Source organism: Paraburkholderia sp. BGA-UO-ETr-F21, from assembly GCF_059567925.1.
The window spans coordinates 137057-163638 of sequence record NZ_JCAQOY010000035.1; the positions used below are offsets into that span (position 1 = coordinate 137057).

At 63.1% G+C, this 26582-nt stretch carries 23 protein-coding genes; 10 read left to right on the forward strand and 13 right to left on the reverse strand.

From position 1 onward, the window contains the following. Positions 1-264: 264 nt before the first annotated feature. Together AC57B1_RS21000 and AC57B1_RS21005 are read left to right on the forward strand one after the other, a co-directional pair. Entirely contained in the window at positions 265-2070 is a 1806-nt protein-coding gene (locus tag AC57B1_RS21000; protein ID WP_496418532.1) for an acyl-CoA dehydrogenase, read from the forward strand. A 286-nt stretch (positions 2071-2356) separates the two neighbouring features. After that, positions 2357-2716: a BON domain-containing protein gene (locus tag AC57B1_RS21005; protein WP_091801595.1), complete on the forward strand. Its 360-nt coding sequence runs from the start codon at positions 2357-2359 to the stop codon at positions 2714-2716. Positions 2717-2903: 187 nt separating this feature from the next. On the opposite strand, the gene AC57B1_RS21010 is transcribed toward AC57B1_RS21005, so the two are convergent. The 6 genes from AC57B1_RS21010 to AC57B1_RS21035 all read right to left on the reverse strand — a co-directional run bounded on the left by AC57B1_RS21010 (position 2904) and on the right by AC57B1_RS21035 (position 7911). Continuing rightward, complete coding sequence (locus AC57B1_RS21010) at positions 2904-4052, reverse strand: DUF1501 domain-containing protein (RefSeq protein ID WP_496418533.1); 1149 nt, start codon at positions 4050-4052, stop codon at positions 2904-2906. A 5-nt stretch (positions 4053-4057) separates the two neighbouring features. After that, positions 4058-5641, reverse strand: a complete 1584-nt coding sequence (locus tag AC57B1_RS21015; RefSeq protein WP_496418534.1) for a DUF1800 family protein — start codon at positions 5639-5641, stop codon at positions 4058-4060. Between the two features lie 96 nt (positions 5642-5737). Continuing rightward, positions 5738-6256, reverse strand: coding sequence for a periplasmic heavy metal sensor (locus tag AC57B1_RS21020; protein ID WP_496418535.1), 519 nt, complete (start codon positions 6254-6256; stop codon positions 5738-5740). Beyond that, positions 6253-6678 carry a hypothetical protein gene (locus AC57B1_RS21025; RefSeq protein WP_496418536.1) on the reverse strand — a complete coding sequence of 142 codons (426 nt, stop codon included), beginning with the start codon at positions 6676-6678 and terminating at the stop codon, positions 6253-6255. The genes AC57B1_RS21020 and AC57B1_RS21025 overlap by 4 nt, the downstream gene beginning before the upstream one ends. Beyond that, positions 6675-7235, reverse strand: a complete 561-nt coding sequence (locus tag AC57B1_RS21030; protein WP_408345423.1) for an RNA polymerase sigma factor — start codon at positions 7233-7235, stop codon at positions 6675-6677. The genes AC57B1_RS21025 and AC57B1_RS21030 overlap by 4 nt, the downstream gene beginning before the upstream one ends. A gap of 355 nt (positions 7236-7590) precedes the next feature. Further along, entirely contained in the window at positions 7591-7911 is a 321-nt protein-coding gene (locus AC57B1_RS21035; RefSeq protein ID WP_408345420.1) for a YXWGXW repeat-containing protein, read from the reverse strand. A 397-nt stretch (positions 7912-8308) separates the two neighbouring features. On the opposite strand from AC57B1_RS21035, the gene AC57B1_RS21040 reads away from it, so the two are divergent. The 3 genes from AC57B1_RS21040 (at position 8309) to AC57B1_RS21050 (ending at position 12533) form a co-directional block, all read left to right on the forward strand. Further along, positions 8309-10093 (forward strand): phospholipase C, encoded by a 1785-nt coding sequence (locus tag AC57B1_RS21040; protein WP_496418537.1) that lies wholly within the window; start codon positions 8309-8311, stop codon positions 10091-10093. A 197-nt stretch (positions 10094-10290) separates the two neighbouring features. Beyond that, positions 10291-11733, forward strand: a complete 1443-nt coding sequence (locus AC57B1_RS21045) for a cytochrome-c peroxidase (protein ID WP_496418538.1) — start codon at positions 10291-10293, stop codon at positions 11731-11733. 107 nt (positions 11734-11840) lie between these two features. Beyond that, positions 11841-12533, forward strand: coding sequence for an HAD family hydrolase (locus tag AC57B1_RS21050; protein WP_091801612.1), 693 nt, complete (start codon positions 11841-11843; stop codon positions 12531-12533). Positions 12534-12542: 9 nt separating this feature from the next. Here the strand turns inward: AC57B1_RS21050 and AC57B1_RS21055 are convergent, their stop codons facing one another. Beyond that, complete coding sequence (locus AC57B1_RS21055) at positions 12543-12935, reverse strand: carboxymuconolactone decarboxylase family protein (RefSeq protein WP_496418539.1); 393 nt, start codon at positions 12933-12935, stop codon at positions 12543-12545. Positions 12936-13243: 308 nt separating this feature from the next. Between AC57B1_RS21055 and AC57B1_RS21060 the strand changes: the two genes are divergently transcribed. After that, positions 13244-13492, forward strand: coding sequence for a hypothetical protein (locus AC57B1_RS21060; RefSeq protein WP_408345405.1), 249 nt, complete (start codon positions 13244-13246; stop codon positions 13490-13492). A 101-nt stretch (positions 13493-13593) separates the two neighbouring features. On the opposite strand, the gene cysS is transcribed toward AC57B1_RS21060, so the two are convergent. The 6 genes from cysS to AC57B1_RS21090 all read right to left on the reverse strand — a co-directional run bounded on the left by cysS (position 13594) and on the right by AC57B1_RS21090 (position 21072). Further along, a complete protein-coding gene (gene cysS, locus AC57B1_RS21065) occupies positions 13594-14982 on the reverse strand; it encodes a cysteine--tRNA ligase (RefSeq protein WP_496418540.1) in 1389 nt (462 codons plus the stop codon). 325 nt (positions 14983-15307) lie between these two features. After that, complete coding sequence (gene cyoD / locus AC57B1_RS21070; RefSeq protein ID WP_408187266.1) at positions 15308-15640, reverse strand: cytochrome o ubiquinol oxidase subunit IV; 333 nt, start codon at positions 15638-15640, stop codon at positions 15308-15310. Next, positions 15641-16246, reverse strand: coding sequence for a cytochrome o ubiquinol oxidase subunit III (gene cyoC / locus AC57B1_RS21075; protein WP_091801627.1), 606 nt, complete (start codon positions 16244-16246; stop codon positions 15641-15643). Next, complete coding sequence (gene cyoB, locus AC57B1_RS21080) at positions 16246-18234, reverse strand: cytochrome o ubiquinol oxidase subunit I (RefSeq protein ID WP_091801630.1); 1989 nt, start codon at positions 18232-18234, stop codon at positions 16246-16248. The genes cyoC and cyoB overlap by 1 nt, the downstream gene beginning before the upstream one ends. Before the next feature lie 3 nt (positions 18235-18237). Next, positions 18238-19137, reverse strand: a complete 900-nt coding sequence (gene cyoA / locus AC57B1_RS21085) for a ubiquinol oxidase subunit II (protein WP_091808717.1) — start codon at positions 19135-19137, stop codon at positions 18238-18240. A gap of 378 nt (positions 19138-19515) precedes the next feature. Beyond that, positions 19516-21072, reverse strand: a complete 1557-nt coding sequence (locus tag AC57B1_RS21090) for an NADH-quinone oxidoreductase subunit M (RefSeq protein ID WP_408345393.1) — start codon at positions 21070-21072, stop codon at positions 19516-19518. Positions 21073-21250: 178 nt separating this feature from the next. Between AC57B1_RS21090 and AC57B1_RS21095 the strand changes: the two genes are divergently transcribed. From AC57B1_RS21095 to AC57B1_RS21110, 4 genes are all read left to right on the forward strand, one after another. Beyond that, positions 21251-21535 carry a hypothetical protein gene (locus AC57B1_RS21095; RefSeq protein ID WP_496418541.1) on the forward strand — a complete coding sequence of 95 codons (285 nt, stop codon included), beginning with the start codon at positions 21251-21253 and terminating at the stop codon, positions 21533-21535. A 222-nt stretch (positions 21536-21757) separates the two neighbouring features. Then, positions 21758-22495, forward strand: a complete 738-nt coding sequence (locus tag AC57B1_RS21100) for an ABC transporter ATP-binding protein (RefSeq protein ID WP_091801637.1) — start codon at positions 21758-21760, stop codon at positions 22493-22495. Further along, positions 22485-25061, forward strand: a complete 2577-nt coding sequence (locus tag AC57B1_RS21105; RefSeq protein WP_496418547.1) for an FtsX-like permease family protein — start codon at positions 22485-22487, stop codon at positions 25059-25061. Before AC57B1_RS21100 ends, AC57B1_RS21105 begins: the two co-directional genes overlap by 11 nt. A gap of 137 nt (positions 25062-25198) precedes the next feature. Next, the gene (locus AC57B1_RS21110) at positions 25199-26383 is read left to right on the forward strand and encodes a lipocalin-like domain-containing protein (protein ID WP_496418542.1); all 1185 of its coding nucleotides are present in this window, start codon (positions 25199-25201) and stop codon (positions 26381-26383) included. Positions 26384-26582: the final 199 nt, after the last annotated feature.

Below are 26582 nucleotides of genomic sequence, written 5' to 3' on the forward strand. Positions count from 1 at the left end.
TCGCTCCTCCAGATTGTTCTGCTGTGCAGAGTGGTTGACCACATTGTTCGTCCATCATACGTGCCGGAATTCAGCCTGTAAATAAAAGCACGCTCATTCACTTTCGTTATAAACTGACATGCAACGCCGCCAGACGGAGCATTGGGAATTACCCGGATAAGGCGCTTTTCAGCCCTTGCGTGCTGAGGCATTCGGCTGCGTTTTTCTTTATGCGCTGCACACCTGTTCCGCATAACGGTTTACTTTTTCTACGGGTCTTCTGTCATGCAAGATGCGCTGATCATCAACCCGCGTGATCTCGAGTTCCAGTTGTTCGAAGTGCTCGAAGCGGAGACACTCACGCAGCGCGCGCGCCATGCCGATCACAGCCGCGAGACCTTCAACGCCGCGCTCGAAACCGCGCACGCGGTTGCCGTGGAAAAGTTCGCGACGCACAACCGTCTCTCCGACGAACACGAACCGCAGTTCGACGGTGAGCGCGTTAGCCTGCCCGCCGAGGTCAAGCAGGCCCTCGACGCACTGCGCGCCACCGGCTTTCTCGCTGCGGGTAAAGACTACGAATGGGGTGGCATGCAGCTGCCCTCGGTGATTTCGTTTGCGTGCCTGTCACTCTTCAAGAGTGCGAACATTGCCACCGCGTCATACGCCATGTTGACCACGGCGAACGCGAACGTGATCGAACGCTTCGGCAGCGCGGCGCAGAAGCGAAAATATTTGCAAGCGCTCTTCGAAGGCCGCGCGTTCGGCACCATGGCGTTGACGGAACCGCAGGCGGGCTCGAGTCTCTCCGATCTCGTCACGAGCGCCACGCCGAATGCGGATGGCACCTATTCGATTCGCGGCAACAAGATTTTCATTTCAGGCGGTGACCACGAGCTGAGCGAGAACATCGTGCATCTGGTGTTGGCGCGTATTCCCGGCGCGCCGCCGGGCGTCAAAGGCATTTCGCTCTTCACCGTGCCCAAATTCCACGTCAACGAAGACGGCACGCTCGGCGAGCGCAACGACGTCGCGCTCGCCGGACTGATTCACAAGATGGGCTGGCGCGGCACGACGTCGACCATGCTGTCGTTCGGCGAACACGGTCAATGCATCGGCGAACTGGTGGGCGAAGCGCACCAGGGTCTCGCCGCCATGTTCCACATGATGAACGAGGCGCGCATCGGCGTCGGTCTAGGCGCGGTCATGCTCGGCTACCGCGGCTATCTGGCCTCGCTCGATTACGCACGCGAACGGCCGCAAGGGCGTCGTCCCGACAACAAGAACCCACTCGATCCGCAAGTGCCGCTGATCGAACACGCCGACGTGCGTCGCATGCTGCTCGCACAAAAAGCCTATGTGGAAGGAGCTTACGCATTGTGCCTTTACGCGGCGCGTCTCGTCGATGAACAGAACACCGGCGAGAGCGACACGGCACGCGCCGAAGCGGGCCTGCTGCTCGACCTGCTGACGCCGGTGGTGAAATCCTGGCCGTCCCAATGGTGCCTCGAAGCGAACAGCCTGGCGATCCAGATTCACGGCGGCTATGGCTATACGCGTGAATACCCGGTCGAGCAGTTCTATCGCGACAATCGCCTGAACATGATTCACGAAGGCACCCACGGCATCCAGGCCATCGATCTGCTCGGCCGCAAGGTGACGATGAAACAGGGCGCCGCGCTCGGCCACCTGGCACGTGAGATCCAGCGCACGATCGATGCGGCGCGCGAGCATGCACCACTGCATGCGCACGCCCCTGCGTTGGGTGAAGCATGGACCGACCTGACTGCCACGATCGAAGCGCTGCTACCCGCGCTGGCTCATAACAGCGAACGCGCACTCGCCAACGCCAATGCGTTTCTCGAAGCCTTCGGCCATATCGTGATCGCGTGGACGTGGCTGCGGCAAGCGATCGTCGCCAGCGCCGGACTGAGCGCATCGCATACCGAGGCAGACGCGGACTTCTATCGCGGCAAGCTGCATGCGTGCCAGTGGTTCTTCCGCTGGGAACTGCCGCGCGTCGCGTTGATGCTAAAGACGCTGCGGGCCTTGGATGACGCCACGCTCAGCATGGCGCCGAACTGGTTTTAGGCGCTGCGGCGCCGGCGAATTTGCAGCCCGAATCGCGTAAGCAGACTTGCGCGATGCCATCAGCAACAGCCAGCGCAATGTTGGCCTGAACAGCTCCCCATGCGGCGCTCCAGCCAGTTTTTCCAGCATGAGCGCGTGCGCTGGAGTATTGTTTAAGCGCGCCGGGAGCGACGCGGCATGACTCTTCTACAAGACAGAGTGCTCCTCGTGGGCGGCAAAGTGCTCGCAAGCGCGTGGTTTTTTGCATGCAACAAAGCGACATCAACTTTTCGAGGATGGAGAAAACGTGAAAACAGTCAATCTTTTGAAGGCGCTGGGCATCGCATTGTGTGTGGCAACTGCGTCCAGCGCCTATGCCCAGTCGAGCGATGCGGCGCCGTCCGCCGACGCGTCGGCGCCCAGCGCCAAAACGGTCAAGAAGGCGGACCGCTCGCTTGGTCTGCAGGTGCGCAAGGCTCTGTCGAAAGCGCAGGGTTTTGACGTGTCGAACGTGTTTGTCCGGGCGCGCGGTGGCGTAGTCACGCTGACGGGATCGGTGCCCGACGGCGCGCAGATTCCGCAGGCGGAGGAAGTGGCAAAGAATGTGGCGGGTGTGAAGTCGGTGAATAACAAGCTGACTATCGGCACCCAGGGCGGCGGAGGTTAAGCGCCTCTTCTGTCACCCGGTGAGTTGCCAGGTGAGCACAGGCGGCGCCGCTCGTCGCTCAATGAGAGCGTGAGGCGCCGCCTGTCGTCCTGGTATTTGAAACTCAGCGTCGCAGTGGGACTTGCGTCACGCGAGCTTGCAGCCAACCTGATCGCACGGCGTATCTGCCCGAAGTCCGCTCGCCACACTAAGCGCGCACGATGCCTGCCAACGGCCGCCCCGCTGCCGCCTGGCCGAACAGCACAGTAGCCGTGTGCTGCGGATCGAGCCCGAAGCTTTCACTCGCGGTGCCGGCGATCAGCGCGTCGAGCGAAGTGGTCGGTTTGAGATCGCGCGCTTCGTAAAGGTTGTGTGGCGCGAGACCCGGCCAGTCGGCGATCACGCGTCCGCCCCGCACCGAGCCGCCCAGCACCATCGCCACCGAGCCCGTGCCATGATCGGTGCCGCCCGTGCCGTTCGCCGCGGCGGTTCTGCCGAACTCCGTCGCCACCAGCACGGTGGTCTTGCTCCACAACGGACCCATGCCGTCGCGCAACGCGGCGAGCATCGTATCGAGCGCCTTCAACTGATTGGCGAGGCGTGCGTTCTGCGCGCTATGTGTGTCCCAGCCGCCGGTTTCGATCATCGCGATGCGTGGGCCGTTCTCGCGCGCCAGGAAGCCGGCAGCGAGCTTGCCGAGGCTCGCCGGATCCTGGCGCGCCCCGGCGTCGCCGGCAAGGCCGCGCGCGGTCATCGCCGACTCCCACAACGGGTGCAACTGCGCGTCCTGGTCGTAGAGTTGCGAAACGCGCGCGAGCAGATCATCGGGCGCTTGCGGCAACGCCGAGGGCGCATACGACGTCACACCCGCCGCGCCGCGCAACGCCATCGGCACGGTCGGCGCGAATGCAATCGCATTCTCGCGCGTGGCGGGCAACTGCGTGACGAGCCGGTTCAGCCAGCCGTCTTTCATCTGATACGGCGACGTACCGCCGGTCTCGAGCACGTTCTGTCCGTCGAAGTGCGAGCGGTCCCGATACGGCGACGCCACCGCGTGTACGAACAGCGCCTGCTGGTCCGCGTACATCGCGGCGATCTGCGGCATCGCTGGATGCAAAGCGAAGGTGCCGTTCAGACGCGGCGCGTTCGAGGTGTCGATGGCGAGCGCGCCACGCAGTGTGGCGTAGGCGGGTTCGGCGTAGGGGACGACGATGTTCAGACCGTCGGCGGCGCCGCGCTGGATCACGAACACGAAGCGGCGCTCGGTGGCGACGCTTGCAAGCACAATCCGTGGCGACACGAGCATCGCGCCCGCGCCGGCAGCGGCGACGCTCAGAAACTTGCGGCGTGACAGCATGGCATTCATCTCCGTTGGAAATCCGGCGAGACCAGTAACAGCGCGATCGCCGTGGACGCACTTTCAGCGCGAGACACCGCAGTCGCCGTCGGCGCACTGAGCGAACCGGCGAACCAGGTCTGGCCGAGCGAGCGGGCGTCGAGCCGGTCGCCGACACGCGCGGCGAAACGCTGCGCCACTTCGACCCGGCGCACGAGCGCGTCGGGCGCGGCCCAACTTGCGGCAATGTCGTCGTAGCCGGCCGGCGACCCCGGCCGCCACACCGGCTGGCCGAGCTGGGTAAGAATCGGGGCCGCCTGCTGGCTGCCGAGGTCGCGCCAGCCGAGTCCGCGCATCGACGAAATGGTCCATTCCCATGGCGTCTTGAACTTCACGGCAGTGGGCGACCACGCTTGCGGCATTTCGATCAACGCCCGGTACACGGCCGGCAGATCGCCGCCGCTGCGCTCGAACGCACTGGCGAGCTGCTCGCTCACGCCGGGCGGCGGATTGTCAGCGACAAAATGACGGGCCAGTTTGCCGCCGATATGCCGCGCGGTCGCCGGCGCACTTGCGAGGTCATGCAGGATAGCGAGCGCCTGCTCTTCTCCGGGCTGGTCGTAGCGGCGGCCCATGAGGGTCCGCGAGCCAGGCTCATGCAGTGCGGCGCGAAACACGAAGGTGCCCGGCGCCGCGTTCTGCCGCATCGCTATCCGGCCCGCGTTGCCGACATTGGCCGGATTGCCCGCGACGCTCCAGCCCGTTAGCGCGCGGGCAAATTCGGTGACATCGTCCTGGGTGTAGCCGCTGCGCACGCCGAGCGTGTGCAGTTCCATGATCTCGCGCGCCAGGTTTTCGTTCAGGCCGCGTTTGCGATCCGGATCACGCTGTGCGGCACGCAGGGCCGCCGTGCTGTCCGGCCCTACCGAGCGCGTCTGGTCGAGAAACAGTTGCATGGCCGGATGCCGTTCCACAGCCACCAGCATGTCTTCAAAGCGACCCAGCACATGCGGACGAATCGCTTCGGCCTCGAATGCGCCCGCCAATGCGGCGACGCCCGGCTTCTCGGTGGATATCGCGAAGTGGTTGGCCCAGAAATGCACGAGCCGTTCGACGAACGGCGTCGGCGTGGTCAATGCACTCGTCACTCGGGCATTCACGGATGAGCGGTACATCTCCAGTATTTCACCACGCATGGCTTTTCGTTCGGCTTGTCTCGCAGTTTGAGCGTTTGCCTGGATCACGGCTTGGGCGTTGGCTTGGGCGCTGAATTGCGAGCTGGCTTGGGTGTTGGATTGCGCGTCGCTTTGAGCGTTAGTTTTCGCCTCAGGCTGCGCAGAATTGCGCCCGATTGCGGATTGGCTCGCCGCGCCCTCGCCCGCATTCTGGCGAGCCTGCTGGGGGAACTGCTTGCGCTGCTGCAGCAACTCGGTTGAAAGCGCCACCGAGTCCGGCTGACCCGCCCACGCGGCCGGCCGCGCCTGGTATTGTTCGAACTGGGCGAGCAGCCAGGCTTTCGGGTCGGCGGGCGGCGTATCGTCGGCGCGCGCGCCCAGGCCGAAGCGATTCAGCGCGATCGCTGCCGCGTTCAGGTTCGGTGAGTTGGCCATACCATCCTCTTCGGCTTTGGATAGTCTTTAAACGGCTGCCTCGGGCAAATCCGTCGCGAACGCCCGCGCTGTGTTGCTGTTTTTTTCTGTTGCCTCTTAATCGCCAGAAGCTTCGCTCGATGCCCGATTTGCCGGCTTGTTCGCACTCGCCGCCGGCTGGGGTTCGCGCCACTGCCCGCGCAGCTTCAGGCTGTCGGCGAACCGGACGCGCTCCTCGGGCGACAACGTCGCCGCGAAATCCGCCACACTGCCTTCCACTTGCGCGCGCAGGCGGCTGTCCGCGTCGCGCGTGCGGGCGAGCGCGGCATCGAGCGCCGCGCGATCGAACTGTGGAGCCGCCAGCAGACGTAGCACGTCGCGACGCCCTTCACGACCGTCGCGAGCATATTGCCGGCCTTCGCGGCGGGCGTCCTTCAGGCTGTCGACGAAAGCCTTCTGGCGGTCGGCGGACAGCGTTTGCGCAGCGAAGCGCAGCGCGCGCTGTTGCGCAAGCACCGGTGTCGCCGCTCCGCGCGCGGCAAACCATTGATAAGCACCACCGACGATCGCGCCCACCAGAAACACGTTCAGCACCAGCGAGGCGACCAGCACGATTTTCCAGGTCCGGCCGTTCATTCGTCGCTCCAATCGGCGGACGAACCACCAAAGCTCGAAGTTAAATAAGACGACTCATGGACTGGCGGCAGCTGCTGCGCCGCGCCCGTCAGAATGAAGAACGAGACCGCAAACGCGCCGGCCACGCCGCCCATCAGTCCAACGCCCGCTATCGCCGCGCCCGACCACCACAAGCGCCGCCGTGGCGCAGTCCGGCGACCCGGCGCAGCGTCCAGCACGCGCTCGAACAAGGCCGCGCCGGGCGGCGCGACCTTGTCGGCGGCAAGCCATGCATCGACGCCGGCCGCCTGCGCGAGCAACGCATCGGCTTGCTCGCGATGCGTCTCGGCCCACGCCTGTGCCGCCGCGCGGTCCTGTTGCGGCCAGCGGCGCGGCTCGGCGCCGTAGGCCTCGACGATCTGATGGAATCTTTCGGGCGTCATGACTTGTCCTTGCTAAGGCCGCTGCCGGCCAGTTGAGCGCGCAGATTGCGGCGCGCGCGGGCCAGCAGACTTTCCAACGCATCGACGGTGATGCCCATCAGGGCCGCGGCGTCGATGTTCGACATTTCCTGGTAGTAGTTGAGCACGAGCGCCTCGCGTTGCCGTGGCGGCAACGCGGCGAGTGCGTCACGAACCCGCTGGTCCTGCGCACGTGCTTCGAGACCGGCCTCGGGAAGCGCGGCGGGATCGATTTCTTCCGGCATCTCGTCGTGCGGATCTTCACGCCGGCCGCGCAGCCGGTCATAGCAGAGATTGAGCGCGACGCGATGAACCCATGTGTCGAATTTCGCCTCGCCTTCCCGCCAGCGCGACGCCTGTTTCCAGATCCGCACGAACACCTCCTGCGCCACGTCTTCCGCTTCCATGCGATCGCCCAGCATGCGCGTGGCGAGCGCCAGCAGACGCGGCAGCTTGCGCGAGACGAGCGAACGGACGGCGGCCGGATCTTGCCGGCTGATCCTTTCGAGCAGTTCCGCGTCGGGATCGCGTTCGCTCAAGGCAAGCCGCTCCCCGCCACGAGTTCATCGTGCCACATGGACCGCGTCGCAAGACGAACCTCGGTCACCTGGCGCCGCTCCTTTCGATGCATCTCATGCTGGCTTCCCTTCATTCAGATCGTTGTGCGCGCACCTGATCGAACAGCGCGCGCGGATCGCGGAGAGGCGTCTTGCCGTACCCGTCCATGGTCAATATACGACGACCGCCGGCCGATAGTAGGCCGGCCGCGCGGGATACACCACACAGCCGGCAAGCGTGGCCGCCAGCAGCATTATCAGGAGCGTTTTCATAGTGATTCGCCTGAGTGAAGAATGCAGCACGTCACGGAACGTCGAGCGCAGAAACGCCCGCCCGTCATGCCCAGTGGCCTTCGATCCAGCGCCAGTTGGGCCCGCGCTGCACCCAATGCCCAGGCACCCAGTGATAACCGACGCGCACCGCCTGCCAGTGGCCGGGCACCCAGACATACCGCCCCTGATCCCAACGCCAGCGGCCTTGATCCCATACATAACCGGCGCGCGGTGCCGGTACCACTTCCACGCGAGGCGGCGGCGGCGCCATCGGCGCGACGATCACCGCCTGCGCGAAGGCCGGCGCGGCCGTGAGTGTGGCGGCGCACGTCAGCGCGGCCGTCAGCACGGAGGTGAGAAGACGAACGGGTTTGCTGGATGTCATGCTGGTTTCTCCCATGAAAGCCGAGGCCGCAAGCGGCTTCGTTTCTTCTTGAACGCAGCGGCGAGAAAAACCCGTCGCTGCGCGTCGCTTGAAAAATTCAAAAGGGAAGAAGGATGCGCGAAAACTTGCGCTGAGACGCGAGACGCAGAGTCGCAGCCGTTCGTGCATCGCCTTGCGGTGTCAGCAGAACGACAGCAAGCGTTATGCAAATGAATAAAAAACGATGACTTCGGTAAGGTGCGCGCCCCGAAATCTTAATTATCGAGTGGTCAAATGCGCGCAGTTTGTCGCGGCAAGACCACAAGCACTAGCAGCATTTCTAACAATATCCCCAGCGAATCTCCACCTGTACCTCCGTGGATACGCTGAACGGCGAAGTCGAACTGGAGCCTGTCTAATGTTCCGTAGAACCCTCTTACCCATCCCGTTTGCCGCGTTGCTGACGCTCGCGGCTTGCGGCAACAACAGTGTGAACTCGCCGGCGTCGGCCTCGACCCCGGCCGCCACGGTATCGGCCCAGGACTCGGTGGCCACGGCCACGCCGATCAAGCACGTGGTGGTGATTTTCGGCGAAAACGTTTCGTTCGATCACTACTTCGCGACGTACCCGCAAGCGAGCAACCCGGTCGGCGAGCCGCAATTCGCGGCTGCCTCGGGCACGCCGACGGTCAACAATCTCAGCAGCAACAACCTGATCACGTCCAATCCGAACGCGCTTGCCACGTCGCCGAACACGGCGGGCCGCACGGTCGGCAGCGTGACGATCGCCGGTCTAGGCCTGCCGGCTGCCGATCTGCTGCCGTTCCGGCTGGACCGCTCGCAAGCAAACACGTCGAGCCAGAACCATGCGTACGCAGCGGAACAGCTCGCGTATAACAACGGCGCCATGGACTCGTTCCCGCTCTTCACGGCAGCGGGTTCGACTATCGCCGGCAGCACGGGCGCGTTCGCGACGAAGGGCCAGGTGCTCGGCTACTTCGACGGCAACACGGTCACGGCTCTGTGGAACTACGCGCAGAACTTCGCGATGAACCAGAACGCGTACACGGACACCTTTGGTCCGTCCACGCCGGGTGCGCTCGAAGTGGTGTCCGGCCAGAACAACGGCGTGATCGTGTCCGGCGGCAATTCGGCCAACGCGATTCCCGATTCGGCCGGCGGCTTCACGATGGTCGGCGACCTCGACCCGACCGGCGACGTCTGCACGACCGCCGCGGGCAGCACGGTGACCGGCACGATGTCGTCGAAGAACAAGAACATCGGCGACCTGCTCAACGCGAAGGGTCTCACGTGGGGCGGCTTCATGGGCGGCTTCAACCTGCAGACCGTCAACGCCAACGGCACCACCGGCTGCGCGCGCTCGACCTTCTCGCAGGTGCTGAACGCGACCAAGACTGACTACGTGCAGCATCACGCGTGGTTCCAGTATTACGCGAGCACGGCCAACCTCGCGCACACGCGTCCGTCGTCGGCCGCTGTGATCGGCTACACGGATCCGCTCGACAACTCCGCGACGCCGGTGCATCACCAGTACGACACCGACGACTTCTTTGCCGCGGTGAAGGCCGGCAACTATCCGTCGGTGAGCTTCCTGAAGGCGCCGGCCGTGGGCGACGGCCACCCGGGCAATTCGGATCCGATCGACGAACAGGCGTTCGTTACGAAGGTGATCAACTTCCTGCAGCAGCAGCCTGACTGGAAGAACACCGCCGTGATCATCGCTTACGACGATTCGGACGGCTGGTACGACCACCGCTTCAAGGCGCCGACTAGCGCATCGTTCGATTCGACCACGGCGCAGTCCGCGGGCGGCAAGACGGTGGCGGGCAGCGACAACCTGAGTGGCGTGGGTCAGTGCACGGCAGCGGGCGCGGTGCAGCCGCAAGGCGTGAACGGCGGCGCGGTGAATGGCCGTTGCGGTCCGGGTACGCGCACGCCGTTTATCGTGGTGTCGCCGTGGGCGAAGGTCAACTTCGTCGACGATACGCCGATCACCCAGGCCTCCGTGGTGCGCTTCATCGAAGACAACTGGCTGGGCGGTCAACGCCTGGGCGGCGGTTCGTTCGACGCGACAGCCGGCAGCATCATGAACATGTTCAACTTCGCGGGCTCCGGCAACAATCCGACGCTGTTCCTGGATCAGAACCTGGGTACGAAGCTGGCAGCCGCGCCGGCGAGCTGATGCGCGGACGTGCCGAGCGCTCTCCTCTCGCTTGCCGTCGCCTGATACACGCGCAAGAGGCGTGCTTCACGCCGCGTGGCAACGCCGGGTGGAGAGCGTGACACACGACGAGTCGTAGTTGCGCGTCGAGCCAGTGCAAATGTGCTGGCTCGACTTTGCTTTTATCGCATCCGAACGAATTACCTGTCATCACCGCCATGAACCATCCTTCAGACGCCGTCCTGCGTTCGCCTGTGCCCGCCGGCGGCGAGCCCGGCCCCGTGATTCACCGCCGCTCCTGGCTCAAGCTGCTCGCGTGGAGCGTGGCCGGCATCGTGCTCGCGTTCATCGTCTATTGCGCATATGCGCTCGTGTACCCGGAGCGCATGCCGCCCGCGGTCGGCGCGATCGTGGAAGAGATCACCGGGGCAAATCCGCATCCGGTGCAATTGATGCGTCCGCAAAACGCGCCGCTGAGCGCCGTGGCGCTGCTCGGCAAACAGATTTTCTTCGACCAGAGCCTGTCGGCGTCCGGCGCGCAGTCGTGTGCGTCGTGCCACTCGCCGCAGCACTCGTATGGGCCGGATAACGCGTTCCCGGTGCAGCTCGGCGGCGCGCATATGAATCAGGCCGGGTATCGTCCGCCGCCGTCGCTGACCTATCTGTACCGTCAGGCGCCGTTCAGCATCGGCCCGGACCAGGGCGACACCGACGTGCCGGTGGACATGACGCAACTGGCCACCCAAGCCGCCGGCGTGCAACGCGCGCAGAAGACGGCACTGGCCGCGCCCGCCGCACCGGCCATGGTGCCGCAAGGCGGTTTGTTCTGGGACGGTCGCGCCGATACTTTGCAGGACCAGGCAATCGGCCCGTTGACCAATCCGGTGGAAATGGCCAACGCTACGCCGGAAGATGTCGCCCGCAAGCTGCTGGCAACGAAGTATCTGGACCAGTTCAAGCAGATCTTCGGACCCGGCATTGTCAGCAATCCGAGCCTGTTGATTTCCGAGGCGATGTTCGCCGTCGGGCGCTATCAGATCGAGGATCCGTCGTTTCATTCGTTCACGAGCAAGTACGACTACTGGCTCGAAGGCAAGGCGCGTCTGACACATGCCGAGCTGCACGGTTTGCAGTTGTTCAACGACAAGGACAAGGCGAACTGCGCCGGCTGCCATTTGAGCCAGCCAGGCAAGGATAACTTGCCGCCGGTTTTCACCGACACACAGTACGAGGCGCTCGGCGTACCACGCAACCCGGCGATTCCCGCCAACAAGGATCCGAAGTTCTTCGACATGGGCGTGTGCGGACCGTTTCGCGACGACCTCGCCAAACAGACGCAGTACTGCGGCATGTTCCTGACGCCGACACTGCGCAACGTGGCCGAACGCAAGGTGTTTTTCCACAACGGCGTGTATCACGATCTGAAGCAGGTGATGGACTTCTACAACCTGCGCAACACGTCGCCCGAGAAGATCTATCCGCGCGATGCGTCGGGCAAGGTGCAGAAGTTCAACGACCTGCCGGCTCAGTACCATGCCAACGTGGACGTGGCCGATGCACCGTTCGACCGTAAGTTCGGCGATCGGCCGGCCATGACCGATCAGGACATTACGGACATCATTGCGTTCATGAAGACGCTGAGCGACGGCTACAAGGACTGAGTTTTGCGGCGTCGGCGCAAGGGCTGCCAATCCAGCCGTTGCGCTGCGGCGCGCGAGCCGGTGAGGTATCCTTGCCGGTTCCGCAACCTCTGCACCTCCCCTGCCCGATGGCCGATTTCCCTTTCGACGCCGTACTCTTCGACTGCGACGGCGTGCTCGTCGATTCCGAACCCATCACCAACCGTGTGCTCACCGAGATGCTCGGCGAGCTCGGTTGGCCATTGAGCGTCGAAGAGACGATGCGTATTTTCGTCGGCAAAGCCGTCAGGGACGAAGCCGCGCTGATCGAAGCGCGCACCGGCTTTGCGATCACGACTGACTGGCTCATGCAGTTTCGCGCGCGCCGCAATGCGGCGCTGGATCTCGAACTGAGCGCGATTTCCGGCGCGCCTCTGGCTGTGCGCGAGCTGCATGCGTCGCTCGATGGACGCATCGCGGTCGCATCCGGCGCGGACCGGATCAAGGTCGAACTGCAACTCGTGAAGGCCGGGATACTCGATTGCTTCGAAGGACGCATTTTCAGCGGCCACGAAATGCCCCGCAGCAAGCCCTATCCCGATGTGTACCTCGCCGCGGCCGCGGGTCTTGGCGTGGACCCCGCCCGCTGTGCCGTGGTCGAAGATACCGTGACGGGCGCGACAGCGGGTGTTGCAGCGGGCGCCACGGTGTTCGGCTATTGCCCGGTCGAACTCGGCCACAGCAGCGCGACCGCGTTGCACGGCGCTGGTGCCGTGCACGTGTTCAGGGACATGGCCGAGCTTCCCGCCTTGCTCGCGGGATGGCGCAGCGTCTCGCGCTGACTGCGGCCGCTACTCGAAAGCCGGATCGATCGGCACGCGGTAGCCTACCGCGAGCCGGTTTGTTTCGTTGGCCATGCCCACTACCGCAAGCAATTCGCCGAACATCTCGTCGGTCATGCCGGCGCGGCGCGCGGCCGCCGTGTGGCTCGCCACGCAGTAGCCGCAGTTGTTCGTCACGCTCACCGCGACGTAGAGCAGTTCCTTGATCAGCGGATCGAGTGCTCCGGGCGCCATCACATCCTTCAGACTCTCCCACGTGCGCGCGAGCGTAGGCGGATGCTGGGCGATGTACTTCCAGAAATTATTGACGTCCTCGACCTGACGGGTCTGTTTGATATCGTCGTAGACGGCTTTGACTTCCGGCGACGCCGCGGAATACTCGACGGCTCTGAGCTGGCTCATGGGTTCTCCCTACCTTGCTGACGAAAATCGGCGAACTGCGCGCGCCATGCGCACGGTTCATGGTGGCGGTCTATTGTGCCGTGATTTTCCGCGGACTTCATGCCTGTACCCCCCGCCAACAGAAGTCGGCGAACCGCCGACACCGGCGTGCAGCCAGTTGGCGGGCTTCCATCACACATGCCTCGAAAGATCGCGCAGACGTACGCGGCACGCTGCTTTGCCGCCGATGGCACGGTGTGTGCAATCGATTGGCTTGAGTGCGGCACTCACCGCTCTCTTCGATCCACTCACTCCGTTGGAGATCCACCATGAAAACGCTCGTCTTCAAAGACCTGGCCCGTACCGAAGAACTCGACCGTGCGGCGTCGCTATCCATTCGCGGCGGCATGGCTTGCCTGACCCGTGAAGCGCCGTCCGTGTGCCCCGGCGAATTGCAGCCGGTGTTCGTTCGACGCGGTTGGAATCCGTGTCCGCCGGTTCATCCCGGCTGCGGACCGGTCTACTTCCCGTTTGGCAAGCTGCCGTCGCACTCGGAACCAACCATCGTGCCGCTGTAATGCGCCGGCACGGCCCGATGGAAGCGGCGTGGAAGGCCTGCGCCGTGGCGTGGCGTGGCGGATGCGCGAGTCTGAGCGCCTCCGTCACGCCGCCTGTTGCGCTATCTGCTCCTGTCTCGCTGCCTCAGTGTCTGGCCGCTTGCACTGTCTTCCACCAGCCAGCCGCTTGCCATCAACACCTCACGCAAACGGTCTGCTTCGGCCCATTGCTTCGCCGCGCGTGCTTTTGCGCGTTCGTCCGCCAAGGCCGCCATATCCGCGGGAATCTCCGAAGCATCATTGTCTCGCCAGTCGGCGAGACCCAAGCCGAGCACGGCATCGAAGCGATCGACGGTCGCCCTTCGCGTCGCCGCGGGCAGATCGCTTCGGACCACATCCCATAACACCGCGAGCGCGCGCGGCAGGTTCAGGTCGCAATCGACCTCGGCCTTGAAGCGCGCGACGCTTTGGGCGTCCGGTGTGCCGCCTTGCGGCCATTGCACATAGGTTCTGCGCAAACGGTCCAATGCGGCTTGCGCGGCGTCCAGCGCGGCTTCATTGAAACGCAGGCTGCTTCGGTAGTGCGCCCCGAGGCATAGATAGCGATACGCGAGCGGATCGTTGCCGCGCTCGATCAACGTCTGCAAGCGCACGAAGTCGCCGCTCGACTTCGACATCCTGCCCGCGTCCAGCAAAAGGAAATGGCCGTGCATCCAGAAGTTGGCAAGGCGCGTGCCGTGGCGTGCCTGGGTCTGCGCGATCTCGTTGCTGTGATGCACGGGAATGTGATCTTCTCCGCCGCAATGAATGTCGAACCACGGCCCCAGATATTTCGCGGACATCGCCGAGCACTCGATATGCCAGCCGGGAAAACCGCGCCCCCACGAGCTTTCCCACTCCATTTGCCGGGCGGCGCCGGGCGGGCTGAACTTCCATAGCGCGAAGTCGGTCGCGTGCCGTTTTTCGCCGGAGGCAACACGTTTTCCCGCCTGCAAGCCCGCCACGTTCAGACGCGCCAGATAGCCGTAATCATCCTGCCGGCTCGTGTCGAAATAGATGCCGTCGACAGTGCAATACGTGTACCCGTTGCGTTCGAGATCCGCGATAAAGTCGATCTGTTCGGGGATGTGATCGGTCGCACGGCACCAGACGGCAGGCTCCAGAAGGTTGAGTGCGCGCCAGTCGTTCATGAACGCCGCCGTATACCGCGCGGCGATCGCCCAGGCCGACTCGCCGGTGCGGCGGCTGCCCTTCTCCATCTTGTCTTCGCCTTCATCCGCATCGGAAACCAGATGGCCGACGTCGGTGATGTTGACCACATGTCTCACGGTATAGCCGTCGAGCATCAACGCGCGCCGTAGCACGTCTTCGAACACGTAGGTCCGGAGATTGCCGATATGCGCGTGGTCGTACACGGTCGGCCCGCAACCATACAAGCCGACATGATCCGGATGAATCGGCGTGAATTCGCGCACGGCGCGCGACCAGGTGTCGTACAGACGAAGCGGCATGAGATTCCTCCCGGCACTGGGTGGTCAAGCGTGTTCAAAAGCAAAAAGGCCACCGGTCGTGTGACGGGTGGCCTCAGGGATACGGACGTGTGCAGATCGACTCGCTAGACGCAAGCTCCCCTCGGCAGGCCGTAACAGCATGCGCGCAAAGAATGCGGACGGGAAAGGACAGTAGCGTTCATGGAAACGATGCTAACGCGGGTTGACGGGTCCGGTCAATCGTCCGGGCCGCCCGAACGGATATCGCGCTTGCGCCCGCCACGACAAAAAACCCCGCAAGACTTTCGCCTTGCGGGGTTTCTTTCCGATCGATCCAACTATCGGTTTAGCGGGACATCATGTGCATGCTGACGTTGTGCATGACCCACAACGTGCCGCCGATCACGATGATCGCGGTGAGCACCGTGAAGGCAAACGCCATCACATTCCAGCGCTGCTCGGACGACGTATTCATGTGCAGGAAGAAGATCAGGTGCACGACGATCTGCACGAACGCGAGGCCCGCAATCGCGAGCAACGCATGCTCGCCCGTCAACGTCCCCGTCATGACGAGGCCGAAAGCCGCGACCGTCAGAATGACGGAGAGAATGAAACCCGTCGTATAGCTGCCGAGGCTGCCGTGACTTTCGCCTGCGTGTGCGTTATGGCTATGGTCCATTTAGATCACGCTCGCAAGATAGACAAAGGTGAAGACGCCGATCCACACGACGTCCAGAAAGTGCCAGAAAAGGCTCAGGCACGTCAGGCGAATCATGTCGCGTTCGGTCAGGTCGCGATGGCTGATCACCTGAATGGCGAGCACTACCATCCAGATCAGGCCGCACGTGACGTGCAAACCGTGCGTGCCGACCAGCGTGAAGAACGACGACAGGAACGCGCTGCGGCTCGGGCCGGCGCCTTCGGCGATCAGGTGCGAGAACTCGCGCAGTTCCAGCACGAGAAACGTGAGACCGAGCAGGAAGGTCACGGCGAGCCAGAACAGCAACACGCCCTTGCGCTTCTTGTGCGCGCCGAGCATCGCGAAGCCGTACGTAATGCTGCTCAGGAGCAGCATCGTCGTTTCGAGCGCGACGCCTGGAATCTCGAACAGATCCTTGCCGCTCGGGCCGCCCGCGAACTGGTGGCTCATCACCGCGAACACGGCGAACAGCGCCGCGAAGATGATGCAGTCGGTCATCAGGTACAGCCAGAAACCGAACACCGATTGCGACGGCACGTGGTCCGCGTCGTGATGCGAGCCGGCATCAATAGTCTTGGTTAACATCACTCCACCTCCAACGCGACCCGCGCACCAGCGCCAGAGCGTTTCTCTTCGATCTCCGCGACCGTAGCGGCCGGGATGTAATAGCCTTCGTTCTTCTGGAAGCTGTAGACGATCACGGTGCCGACCGCGCCGACCAGGCCGACGATCGCGAGCCACCAGATGTGCCAGACAGCGGCGAAACCGAGCACCAGCGAGAACAGACCGGCAATCACACCCGCCGACGTATTCGACGGCATATGAATGTCGCGGTACACCGGCTTCGCTTCCTTACCCTTGCGCGACTTCATGTCGGTGAACGCGTCGAGCTTGTGCACCGTCGGAATGATCGCGAAGTTATAGACCGGCGGCGGCGAGCTCATTGCCCATTCCAGCGTGTGGCCGTCCCACGGATCGCCCGTGACGTCGCGATTCTGCGGCAGATTGCGGTCGCGAATGCTGACGACGATCTGCAACACCTGCAACGCGATACCGATAGCGATCAGCGCAGCACCACCAGCGGCCAGAATCAGCCACGGGTGCCACAGCGGGTTGTCATAGTGGTTGATACGGCGCGTCATGCCCATGAAGCCGAGCACGTACAGCGGCGTGAACGCCACCCAGAAGCCGATCTGCCAGAACCAGAACGATGCCTTGCCCAGCTTTTCGTTCAGCTTGAAACCGAACGCCTTCGGGAACCAGTAGTTGAAACCGGCCAGATAACCGAACAGCACGCCACCAATGATCACGTTGTGGAAGTGAGCAATCAGGAACAGGCTGTTGTGCAGCACGAAGTCCGCGCCCGGGATTGCCATCATCACGCCGGTCATACCGCCGATCGTGAAGGTAATCATGAAACCGATGGTCCACAGGATCGGCGGCGTAAACGTCAGACGGCCCTTGTAGATCGTAAACAGCCAGTTGAACACTTTCACGCCGGTCGGAATCGCAATCACCATGGTGGCGATACCGAAGAACGCATTGACGTCCGCGCCCGAGCCCATCGTGAAGAAGTGATGCAGCCACACGAGGAACGACAGCACCATGATCGCGCAAGTCGCCCACACCATCGTCTTGTAGCCGAACAGCGGCTTCTTGGCGAAGGTCGCCACGACTTCCGAGAAGATACCGAACGCCGGCAGGATCAGGATGTACACCTCGGGGTGACCCCACGCCCAGATCAGGTTCAGGTACATCATGGCGTTGCCGCCACCGTCGTTCGTGAAGAAGTGCATGCCGAGGTAGCGGTCCAGACCCAGCAACGCGAGCGTCACGGTCAGAATCGGGAACGACGCCATGATCAGCACGTTGGTGCAAAGCGCGGTCCACGTGAACACCGGCATCTTCATGAACGTCATGCCCGGTGCGCGCATCTTCACGATAGTCGCGAAGAAGTTCACGCCGGTCAGCAAGGTGCCGATACCGGAGAGCTGCAAGCTCCACAGGTAATAGTCGACCCCGACACCCGGACTGAACTGCAATTCGGAGAGCGGCGGATAAGCCAGCCAGCCGGTTTGCGCGAATTCACCGATCACGAGCGAGATGTTGATCAGGATCGCGCTGACCGCGGTCATCCAGAACGAGAGCGAGTTGATGAACGGGAACGCGACGTCGCGTGCGCCGATCTGCAACGGCACGATGATGTTCATCAGGCCGATCATGAAGGCCATCGCCATGAAGAAAATCATGATGACGCCGTGCGCCGTGAACACCTGGTCGTAGTGATGCGGCGGCAGGTAGCCCGGGTTCGCATAAGCGAGCGCCTGTTGCAGACGCATCATGATCGCGTCAGCAAAGCCGCGGAAGAGCATGATCAGCGCGACCACGATGTACATCACGCCAAGCTTCTTGTGGTCCACCGACGTGAGCCACTCGGTCCACAGATAGCGCCACTTGCCGAAATAGGTGATCAGACCCAGGACCGTCGCACCGCCGAGGGCGATCATCACGGCCGTCACCATGATGATCGGCTCGTGGTACGGAATCGAGTCTAGTGAGAGTTTGCCGAACATGCGTTACCCCTTACCCTTTGGCGCACAGTTGGCGTCCTTCATGTTGTCGAGGACGTTACCGTTGTTGTATCGGGCAATGATGTTGTGAAAGAGCTTCGGATCGACCGTGGAGAAATAGCGCACAGGCTCCTTCTCGGTCGGCGCGGATACCGTCTGGTAACGGTCCATGCTGAGGTTGTCCGACGAAGCGCGCACTTTCGCAACCCACGCGTTGAATCCTTCAGGCGTCGTGGCGAGCGCACGGAATTTCATGTCCGAGAAGCCCTTGCCGCTGAAGTTCGCCGCGGTGCCCGCGTAGTCGCCGGCTTCGTCCGCGATCAGATGCAGACGCGTTTGCATACCCGCCATTGCGTAGATCTGGCCGCCGAGTTGCGGAATGAAGAACGAGTTCATTACCGTGTCCGACGTGATCACGAAGTTCACCGGCGTGCCGACCGGGAACGCCAGCTGGTTCACCGACGCGATACCGAGGTCCGGATAGATGAACAGCCACTTCCAGTCGAGCGCGACGACTTCGACGTTGATCGGCTTCACGTTCGACTCGAGCGGCTTATACGGATCGAGTTCGTGCGTGGTTTTCCACGTCAACACGGCGAGGAACAGAATGATCAGCGTCGGAATCGTCCAGATGGCGATTTCGATACCCGTGGAATGCACCCAACCCGGACGGTATTCCGCGTTCTTGTTCGACGCGCGGTAACGCCACGCGAACAGCAGCGTCAACGCAATCACTGGAACGACCACGATCAGCATGGCCCAGGTGGACGTGGCAATCAGCTCACGTTCCGCCAGACCCACACTCCCCTTCGGATTCAGAATATCGAGGTTGCTGCAACCCGAGAGCAACAACACGAGGCCGGCGGAAAGGAAACTTAACGACCCTCGCAGAGTCTTTCCTTTCATAAGCATGGCCTCTTCTTTACGGCATCAACGAACGTCATTCGACCGCTCTCCCAATAGTAAGCGCTCGCATAATAGAGTGACGATTTGCCGCGATAAACCCTCATTTTTGCAACGATCTATTGCGCCGCAATACCGTGCGACACGTTGCCGCACACCTGTGCGCAGCTGAACGTTTGCGATGCTCCGTTGCAGAGCATCGGGAAATCCGCGAATCAAAACAGCCCTTTAAACGAGCACTAAAACGAACAAAAAGCGACGCGGCCTGAATGGCCGCGCCGCGCATGATACACATAGAAACTTGATGCAGAAAGGACAAACACGCAACGGCCAAGCAAACATTCGCCGGGCGAATGCTGCAACTGCGCAGTCGCCCGTCGATCAGCCCGGTGAGCGCGTCTTCGAAGCCACGAGTGCCGGCGCCGCCGCCTGCAGATGTTCATCGCCTTCAGCAGGCGCAGACTCCGACGGATGAACCGAGCGCTCCGATTGAGCCAGCAGCGTGCCGACCGACGGATCGATCGCGTCGGTGAACGGCTTCGGATTAATGCCGATCGCAAGCACCAGCAACGCCATCGCGCCGAGCAGCACGAATTCGCGCGTGCCGAGATCCTTGAGGTTCGCTACGCGCGCGTTGGCGATCGCACCGAAGATCACGCGCTTGTACATCCACAGCGTGTAGGCCGCGCTCAGAATCAAGGTCGAAGCGGCCATTGCGCCGATCCAGAAATTGAAGCGAATCGCGCCCATCAGCACCATGAACTCGCCGACGAAGCCCGACGTGCCGGGCAGGCCGATGTTGGCCATGGAGAACAGCATCACGAAAGCAGCGAAGCGCGGCATGGTGTTGGCGACGCCGCCGTACTCGGCGATCGACGCGGTCTTCGTGCGGTCGTAGAGCATGCCCGTGCACAGCAGCATGGCGCCGGACACCACGCCGTACGACAGCATCTGCACGATCGCGCCGGCCTGGCCGATACGGTTGAATACGAACAGGCCGAGCGTGACGAGGCCCATGTGCGCAACCGTCGAATACGCGAGCAGACGGCGCATGTCGGTTTGCACGAGTGCCAGCAGGCTCGCGTAGATCACGGCGACCAGCGAGAGCGTGATCATCATCGGTGCGAAGAAGTGGCTGGCCTGCGGTGCGATAGGCAGCGCGAAACGCAGCAGACCGTAGCCGCCCAGCTTCAGCATGCCGATCATCACGGCAGCGCCGGTCGGACCGTCGAGGTGGACGTCCGGCAGCCACGTGTGCAGCGGCCACATCGGCACCTTCACACCGAACGCGGCGAGAAAGCCGAGGAAGATCAGGACCTGCGGCCAGGTGCCCAAGTGCGTCTCACGCCACAGCGCGAGATCGAAGCTGTGCGTCTGGCTATACAGATACAGCATCGACATCAGCATCATCAGCGAGCCGAGGAACGAGACGAAGAAGAATTTCACCGCGGCATACGAGCGGTTCGATTGTCCCCAGGTGCCGATCAACAGATAGAGCGGGATCAGCGTGGCTTCGAACGAGATGAAGAACAGCATGCCGTCGAGCGACGCGAAAACGCCTTGCATGAAACCCGACAGCATCAGGAACGCGCCGAAGTACTGGGCGGTCCGCTCGGTGATCGACTCCCACGAGGCGACCACGATGATGATCGTGGTGAGCGCGGTCAGCGCGACGAGCCACAGCGAAATCCCATCCACGCCCAGGTGCCAGGCGATATCGAACGTGGGCGACCACCTGACGTTCTCGACGAACTGCATCGACGTGACGTCGTTGCGGAAATTCGACACCAGCGGAATCACCGGCAGGAAACCCGCAACCGCGCCGGTCAGCGCGAGCCACCGGGTGCGACCACGTGTCGCGTCGGATCCGGCGCGCAAAACGACCAGCCCAGCGACAATAGGGATCCAGATAAGAAGGCTAAGAAGAGGCAATGGCATGTGCTCTGTCAAAAACTTGAAGTACAAAACGCCGTATCAACGCCTTCAAAATGCAAGACATTGAAATGGAAATGTAGGCTTGGTTTCGCTGAAATTGACGTCGAAGCGGTGGTGCCCGCTACACGTTTACCCGCAGTCGAATGACCGAGGGTGGGAGATTACCAAGATAAGAATACTTTTGCAGCGCAACAACGCCGAAACGGCGTTGGTAATGCCTTGTTGCCCCGCACGCCCTTGCGAAATGGATAAAAATGTGCAGACGCACAAACCCTTCGGCGCGCCTGTCGGCCGGCGAATTTACGCGAAAAAGCGTGCAAATAGGAACCCGTTATTGAATTTTGCGGCGGCGCTCCAGCACGCATTTGAGGATGGAATAGAAGATGCGCACGCTCGGGGTGCGGAGGACGTGAATTTCCCGCATCCGGAAAAAATTTTGTCCACCGGTGGACAAAAAATTTTTTGATCCGTCACTCTAAATAATCCGGCATGCCGCGCAGAACAATATCGACGCACCGACCGGTCGCCTGCTTTCCGGGCCGGTCGCGACACGACCCGCAAGCTTCTGCGTGGCTTACAGAAGCCGAATATACTTCGGCGGCTCAGACGCCCATCATCGTGCATGAGTGCGGCGCGTCGGCCGCCTGCCTGAAAGCCGTCCTCGCCGGCCTCACTTTTCGGAAAACGCATGCTGCTTCGTGACGAAGGCGTCGTTCCCGCGCTCGAGTGCCGCGGACTCTGCAAGACATATGGCGCCGGGCGCATCGTGCTGGCGCATCTGGATTTCACGCTCGCGCCCGGTGAGTTCGTTGCGATCATGGGCGATTCCGGCGTCGGCAAATCGACGCTGCTCAATCTCGTGGCAGGTCTCGACAGCGCGGATAGCGGCGATGTGATCATCGACGGCAGCGCCGTTTCACGTCTGGACGACAACGCGGCAACGCGCCTGCGCCGGCAAAAACTCGGCTTTGTCTTCCAGGCGTTTCACGTGTTGCCGCACCTCACGCTCGCGCAAAACGTGGCGCTGCCCCTCCTGCTCAACGATCTGCCCGCTGCCGCCGCACGCGATATGCTCGCGGCTGTCGGCCTGACTGGACGCGGTGATGACTTCCCGCGCCAACTCTCGGGCGGAGAATTGCAGCGTGTCGCGATCGCGCGAGCGCTCGTGCATCGTCCGAAGCTGATTCTCGCCGACGAGCCCACGGGCAACCTCGACCCCGACACCGCGCACGACGTGCTCGGCCTGTTTCGCGCGCAGAGCAAGGCGACCGGCGCGGCCACGATCATGGTGACGCATTCGGAAGCCGCCGCGGCCGTTGCGGACCGCATCCTGATTCTGAGCGACGGCGGCTTGCACGCTTCGCCCCGGTCAGCCGCGCCCTTCGCTTCCCGCTCCCCGGCGCCTTCCGCCGATGATGTCCGCTGATTCACCGCCGCGTCCCCGGCTGCGCGGACAAGGACACCGTGTCCTCGCGCGCTGGCTGCTGGGCGCAGAGTGGCGCAGTCACCGCGCACGCGCACTGGTTGCAATTGCAACGATAGCGCTCGGCGTCGCACTCGGTTACGCCGTGCAGTTGATCAACAGCGCGGCCTTCAACGAATTCTCCGCGGCAGCCCGCAGCCTGTCGGGCGAGGCCGATCTCCAGGTGCGCGGCGCACAACCTCTGGTCGACGAAGCCATCTATCCGCATCTCGCCAACGCGCCCGGTGTCGCGCTGGCCAGCCCCGTGCTCGCGCTCGATGTCACCGTGCCCGAGCGGAGCGCGGCACTACCGGTGCTCGGTATTGACGTGTTCAAGGCAAGCCGGATTGCGCCCGATCTGACCGCTGTGCCGTCGCCGGATCGGCCATTCGACACGCTCGCGGCCGATACCGTGTTTCTCTCGTCGGCAGCCCAGCAGTGGCTCAACGTGAAAATCGGCGACACAGTGGCGCTGCGAAGCGGCACGGCGATCGTGCATTTGCGCGTGGCGGGCGGCATTGTCAGAACACGGCCCGGTCAGCGGCTTGCGGTCATGGATATCGCCGCCGCGCAGTGGAAGTTCGGCAGAATCGGCAAGCTGTCGCGCGTCGATGTGCAACTCGAACGCGGCGTCGACAGGGAACGCTTCAGGCGCGATCTGCAAGCGCGCCTTGGCAGCCAGTGGGTCGTATCCGAAACCCGTGACGCTGAAAGCCGCACGGATCGCCTGTCCCGCGCGTATCGAATCAATATGAACGTTCTCGCGCTGGTGGCGTTGTTCACCGGCGCGTTTCTCGTGTTTTCGACGCAGGCACTGAGCGTCGTGCGACGCCGCGCGCAGTTCGCCATGTTGCGTGTGCTCGGACTGACGCGCGGTCAACTGCTGCGCCAGATTCTGATGGAAGGCGCACTCCTCGGCCTGCTCGGTTCACTCGCGGGACTCGCGCTCGGCTACGCAATGGCGAGCGGCGCGTTGCATTTTTTCGGCAGCGACCTGGGCGGAGGCTATTTTCCCGGCGTCCAGCCGCGAGTCGGCTTCGAGCCGCTGGCGAGCGCATTGTTTCTCGCCCTTGGACTCGCCGTGTCGGTATTGGGCAGTCTTGCCCCCGCTCTGGAAGCGGTGCGTGCGCGGCCCGCCGCGGCCCTCAAGGCTGGTGCGGAAGAAGGCGCGCTGGCGCGGCTCGCCACACCATGGCCCGCCTTGCTGTGCCTGCTGGCCGCCGCCGCGCTCACGCAGGTGCCGCCGTTGTTCGATGCGCCGATTGGCGGCTACGTGGCCGTCGCATTGCTGCTGGTCGGCGGGATTGCACTGATGCCGCGAGTGACCGCACTCATCTTCGGCGCGGCGAGCCGTACCGTTGCCAGGCGGCGCCGCACTGGCGCGGTCAGCACGCTGGCTTTGGCGCGTCTTGCGAATGCGCCGGGGCACGCTTCGATCGCCATGGGTGGCGTGCTGTCGAGCTTTGCACTGATCGTCGCAATGGCCATCATGGTGGCCAGTTTCCGCGTTTCCGTCGAAGACTGGCTGGTCCATCTGCTCGCCGCCGATCTCTATGTCCGCGTAGCACCAAACGGCGATACCGGCGGTCTGCGGCCCGATGAACAATCCCTGCTGGCAGCCGTGCCCGGCATCAAGACCGCCGCCTTTGCCCGTATCTCGCATCTCGCGCTCGACCCTGCGCGACCCGACGTCGCCTTGCTCGCACGTGAGATCGACGCCGCCGATCCCGGCACGAATCTGCAGATGACCGGCGCCGCGCTGCCACCTTCTGAAATTCACGCGGAAGAAACACCTGTTTGGGTATCCGAAGCAATGGTCGATCTGTATGGCTATAAGTCAGGCCAGCGTGTGCAATTGCCACTTGGCGAGCGTGGGCATGTATTCGTAGTGGCCGGCGTATGGCGTGATTATGCGCGGCAGACCGGCGCGATCCAGATACGTCTCGCCGATTACCGGCGCTTGACCGGCGACACGAACGCAACCGATGTGGCCGTCACCGTTCAACCGGGGACGAGCGTCGAGCGGGTTGTCGCGGGGCTGCGAGCACTGCCCTTCGGCGCTTCGCTGGACCTCTCGCTGCCGGGCGAGATTCGTGCGCGCACGCTGGTGATCTTCGACCGCAGCTTTGCGGTCACTTATCTTCTCGAAGCAGTCGCTATCGTGATCGGGTTGTTCGGCGTGGCGGCGACGTTTTCCGCGCAAACGCTCGCACGGGCCCGCGAGTTCGGCATGCTGCGGCATGTCGGCGTGACGCGCACGCAGGTGCTCGGCATCCTTGCGCTCGAAGGCGGCATGCTCACCGCGTGCGGCATTGCTATGGGCTTCGTTCTGGGCTTCGCGATCAGTCTGATCCTGGTGTTCGTCGTCAATCCGCAGTCGTTTCATTGGAGCATGTCGCTGCATGTGCCGTGGACGGTGTTGGGGATCGTCGCGTTGGTCATGCTGGCCTCGTCGTGTTCGACGGCGGTGATAGCGGGACGCGGCGCCGTGTCGGTGGATGCCGTGCGCGCCGTGAAGGAGGATTGGTGATGCAAGTTCTCTCGCGCAAATTGGCGCGGCGGATCAGGCGGGTAGCGGCAGCGCGCCTCGATCTCGTCAGCGGAGCGTCTTGCTTGCTCTTGCGGATGCGTGCGACGCGAGTCGCACTTCCAGCTTTCGGTGAAGCCATGTCCAACAACAGCGTGATCGCACGCGAGATGTCATGCGAACCGTCCCTTGAGTCCTCCTGGCTGGCCCGTCGGCGCAAAGGCAAGTGGGTTCTCGGATGGCTGTCCGTCGGGACGCTGGCCGTGTCGAGCTCGTTCGCCGCCGTGCCTGAATTCGCCGCGGTAACACCTGACCATGCAATCGCCCTCCCACAGGACAGCGGCGCGCATGCGAGTTTTCGCACCGAGTGGTGGTACGCGACGGGTTGGCTCACTACGCCGGATAATCGGCCGCTGGGTTTTCAGATCACCTTCTTCCGCTCGGCAACCGGCCATGACGACGCCGACCCGAGCGCTTTCGCGCCGGCGCAATTGATCATCGCCCATGCCGCGGTGAGCGATCCGGCGCTCGGCCATCTTGCCCATGATCAGCGCATTGCACGTCAGGGCTTCGGCCTCGCTTACGCGAAGCCAGCCAATACCGATGTCAAACTCGACGCATGGAAAATGATTCGCGCCGCAGACGGTCATTACGACGTCAGTGTCGATGCAAACGGCTTCTCGTTGCATCTCGCGTTGACGCCGACTCAAGCCCCTTTGGTTCAGGGCGAACGCGGCTATTCACGCAAAGGTCCGCGGCCTGAGCAGGCGAGCTATTACTACAGTGAGCCGCAATTGCGTGTGACTGGCAGCGTGGTTCGGCCGGTTGTGGCGGGTAATGTGTCGCATGGAGAGACTGCCGTAACGGGCATGGCGTGGCTCGATCACGAATGGTCGAGCACCCTGCTCGACGCAGATGCAGTGGGATGGGATTGGCTGGGCGCCAACCTCGACGACGGCTCTGCGCTGATGGCATTCAAGGTTCGTGGTCGCGATGGACACGCGGTGTGGACGCACGCCGTATTGCGCAAACCCGATGGCGAGGTGACGACGTTCGGCGCCCGCGAGGTGGACTTTGCCCCGCTGCGCACATGGCGCTCGCCGCGCACGAACACATCCTATCCGGTGTCGATGACCGTCAAAACCGGCGCGCTGAGGTGGCGACTTGATCCGCTGATGGACGATCAGGAACTCGATTCACGACAATCGACGGGCACGATGTACTGGGAAGGTGCAGTGCGTGTGAGCCGTGCAGGCGTGGAGGTGGGACGGGCGTATCTGGAACTGACGGGCTATGCGAAGGCGGTGCAGCCGGGCAAGGAGTGAAGGCCCGGGTCCGCGTGGGTATTCCGTGCGTTTTCCGCGCGCCTGTTCGTGTTCGTCCGTGTTTATCCGCATCTGCCAGGCGTCTGCCGTTTGCCGGCGACGGCCGTAAACGCAGAAACCCCACCTTTATGGGGTGGGGTTTCTGATGCTGCTGGGGAGCCTGACGATTACCTACTTTCACACGGGAATCCGCACTATC

Bases quoted from the DNA above. Each gene is read 5' to 3' on its own strand.
- AC57B1_RS21000 (WP_496418532.1), top strand. From the start codon at position 265: ATGCAAGATGCGCTGATCATCAACCCGCGTGATCTCGAGTTCCAGTTG.
- AC57B1_RS21010 (WP_496418533.1), bottom strand. From the start codon at position 4,052: ATGCTGTCACGCCGCAAGTTTCTGAGCGTCGCCGCTGCCGGCGCGGGC.
- AC57B1_RS21015 (WP_496418534.1), bottom strand. From the start codon at position 5,641: ATGGCCAACTCACCGAACCTGAACGCGGCAGCGATCGCGCTGAATCGC.
- AC57B1_RS21020 (WP_496418535.1), bottom strand. From the start codon at position 6,256: ATGAACGGCCGGACCTGGAAAATCGTGCTGGTCGCCTCGCTGGTGCTG.
- AC57B1_RS21025 (WP_496418536.1), bottom strand. From the start codon at position 6,678: ATGACGCCCGAAAGATTCCATCAGATCGTCGAGGCCTACGGCGCCGAG.
- AC57B1_RS21035 (WP_408345420.1), bottom strand. From the start codon at position 7,911: ATGACATCCAGCAAACCCGTTCGTCTTCTCACCTCCGTGCTGACGGCC.
- AC57B1_RS21040 (WP_496418537.1), top strand. From the start codon at position 8,309: ATGTTCCGTAGAACCCTCTTACCCATCCCGTTTGCCGCGTTGCTGACG.
- AC57B1_RS21045 (WP_496418538.1), top strand. From the start codon at position 10,291: ATGAACCATCCTTCAGACGCCGTCCTGCGTTCGCCTGTGCCCGCCGGC.
- AC57B1_RS21050 (WP_091801612.1), top strand. From the start codon at position 11,841: ATGGCCGATTTCCCTTTCGACGCCGTACTCTTCGACTGCGACGGCGTG.
- AC57B1_RS21055 (WP_496418539.1), bottom strand. From the start codon at position 12,935: ATGAGCCAGCTCAGAGCCGTCGAGTATTCCGCGGCGTCGCCGGAAGTC.
- AC57B1_RS21060 (WP_408345405.1), top strand. From the start codon at position 13,244: ATGAAAACGCTCGTCTTCAAAGACCTGGCCCGTACCGAAGAACTCGAC.
- cysS (WP_496418540.1), bottom strand. From the start codon at position 14,982: ATGCCGCTTCGTCTGTACGACACCTGGTCGCGCGCCGTGCGCGAATTC.
- cyoD (WP_408187266.1), bottom strand. From the start codon at position 15,640: ATGGACCATAGCCATAACGCACACGCAGGCGAAAGTCACGGCAGCCTC.
- cyoC (WP_091801627.1), bottom strand. From the start codon at position 16,246: ATGTTAACCAAGACTATTGATGCCGGCTCGCATCACGACGCGGACCAC.
- cyoB (WP_091801630.1), bottom strand. From the start codon at position 18,234: ATGTTCGGCAAACTCTCACTAGACTCGATTCCGTACCACGAGCCGATC.
- cyoA (WP_091808717.1), bottom strand. From the start codon at position 19,137: ATGAAAGGAAAGACTCTGCGAGGGTCGTTAAGTTTCCTTTCCGCCGGC.
- AC57B1_RS21090 (WP_408345393.1), bottom strand. From the start codon at position 21,072: ATGCCATTGCCTCTTCTTAGCCTTCTTATCTGGATCCCTATTGTCGCT.
- AC57B1_RS21100 (WP_091801637.1), top strand. From the start codon at position 21,758: ATGCTGCTTCGTGACGAAGGCGTCGTTCCCGCGCTCGAGTGCCGCGGA.
- AC57B1_RS21105 (WP_496418547.1), top strand. From the start codon at position 22,485: ATGTCCGCTGATTCACCGCCGCGTCCCCGGCTGCGCGGACAAGGACAC.
- AC57B1_RS21110 (WP_496418542.1), top strand. From the start codon at position 25,199: ATGTCCAACAACAGCGTGATCGCACGCGAGATGTCATGCGAACCGTCC.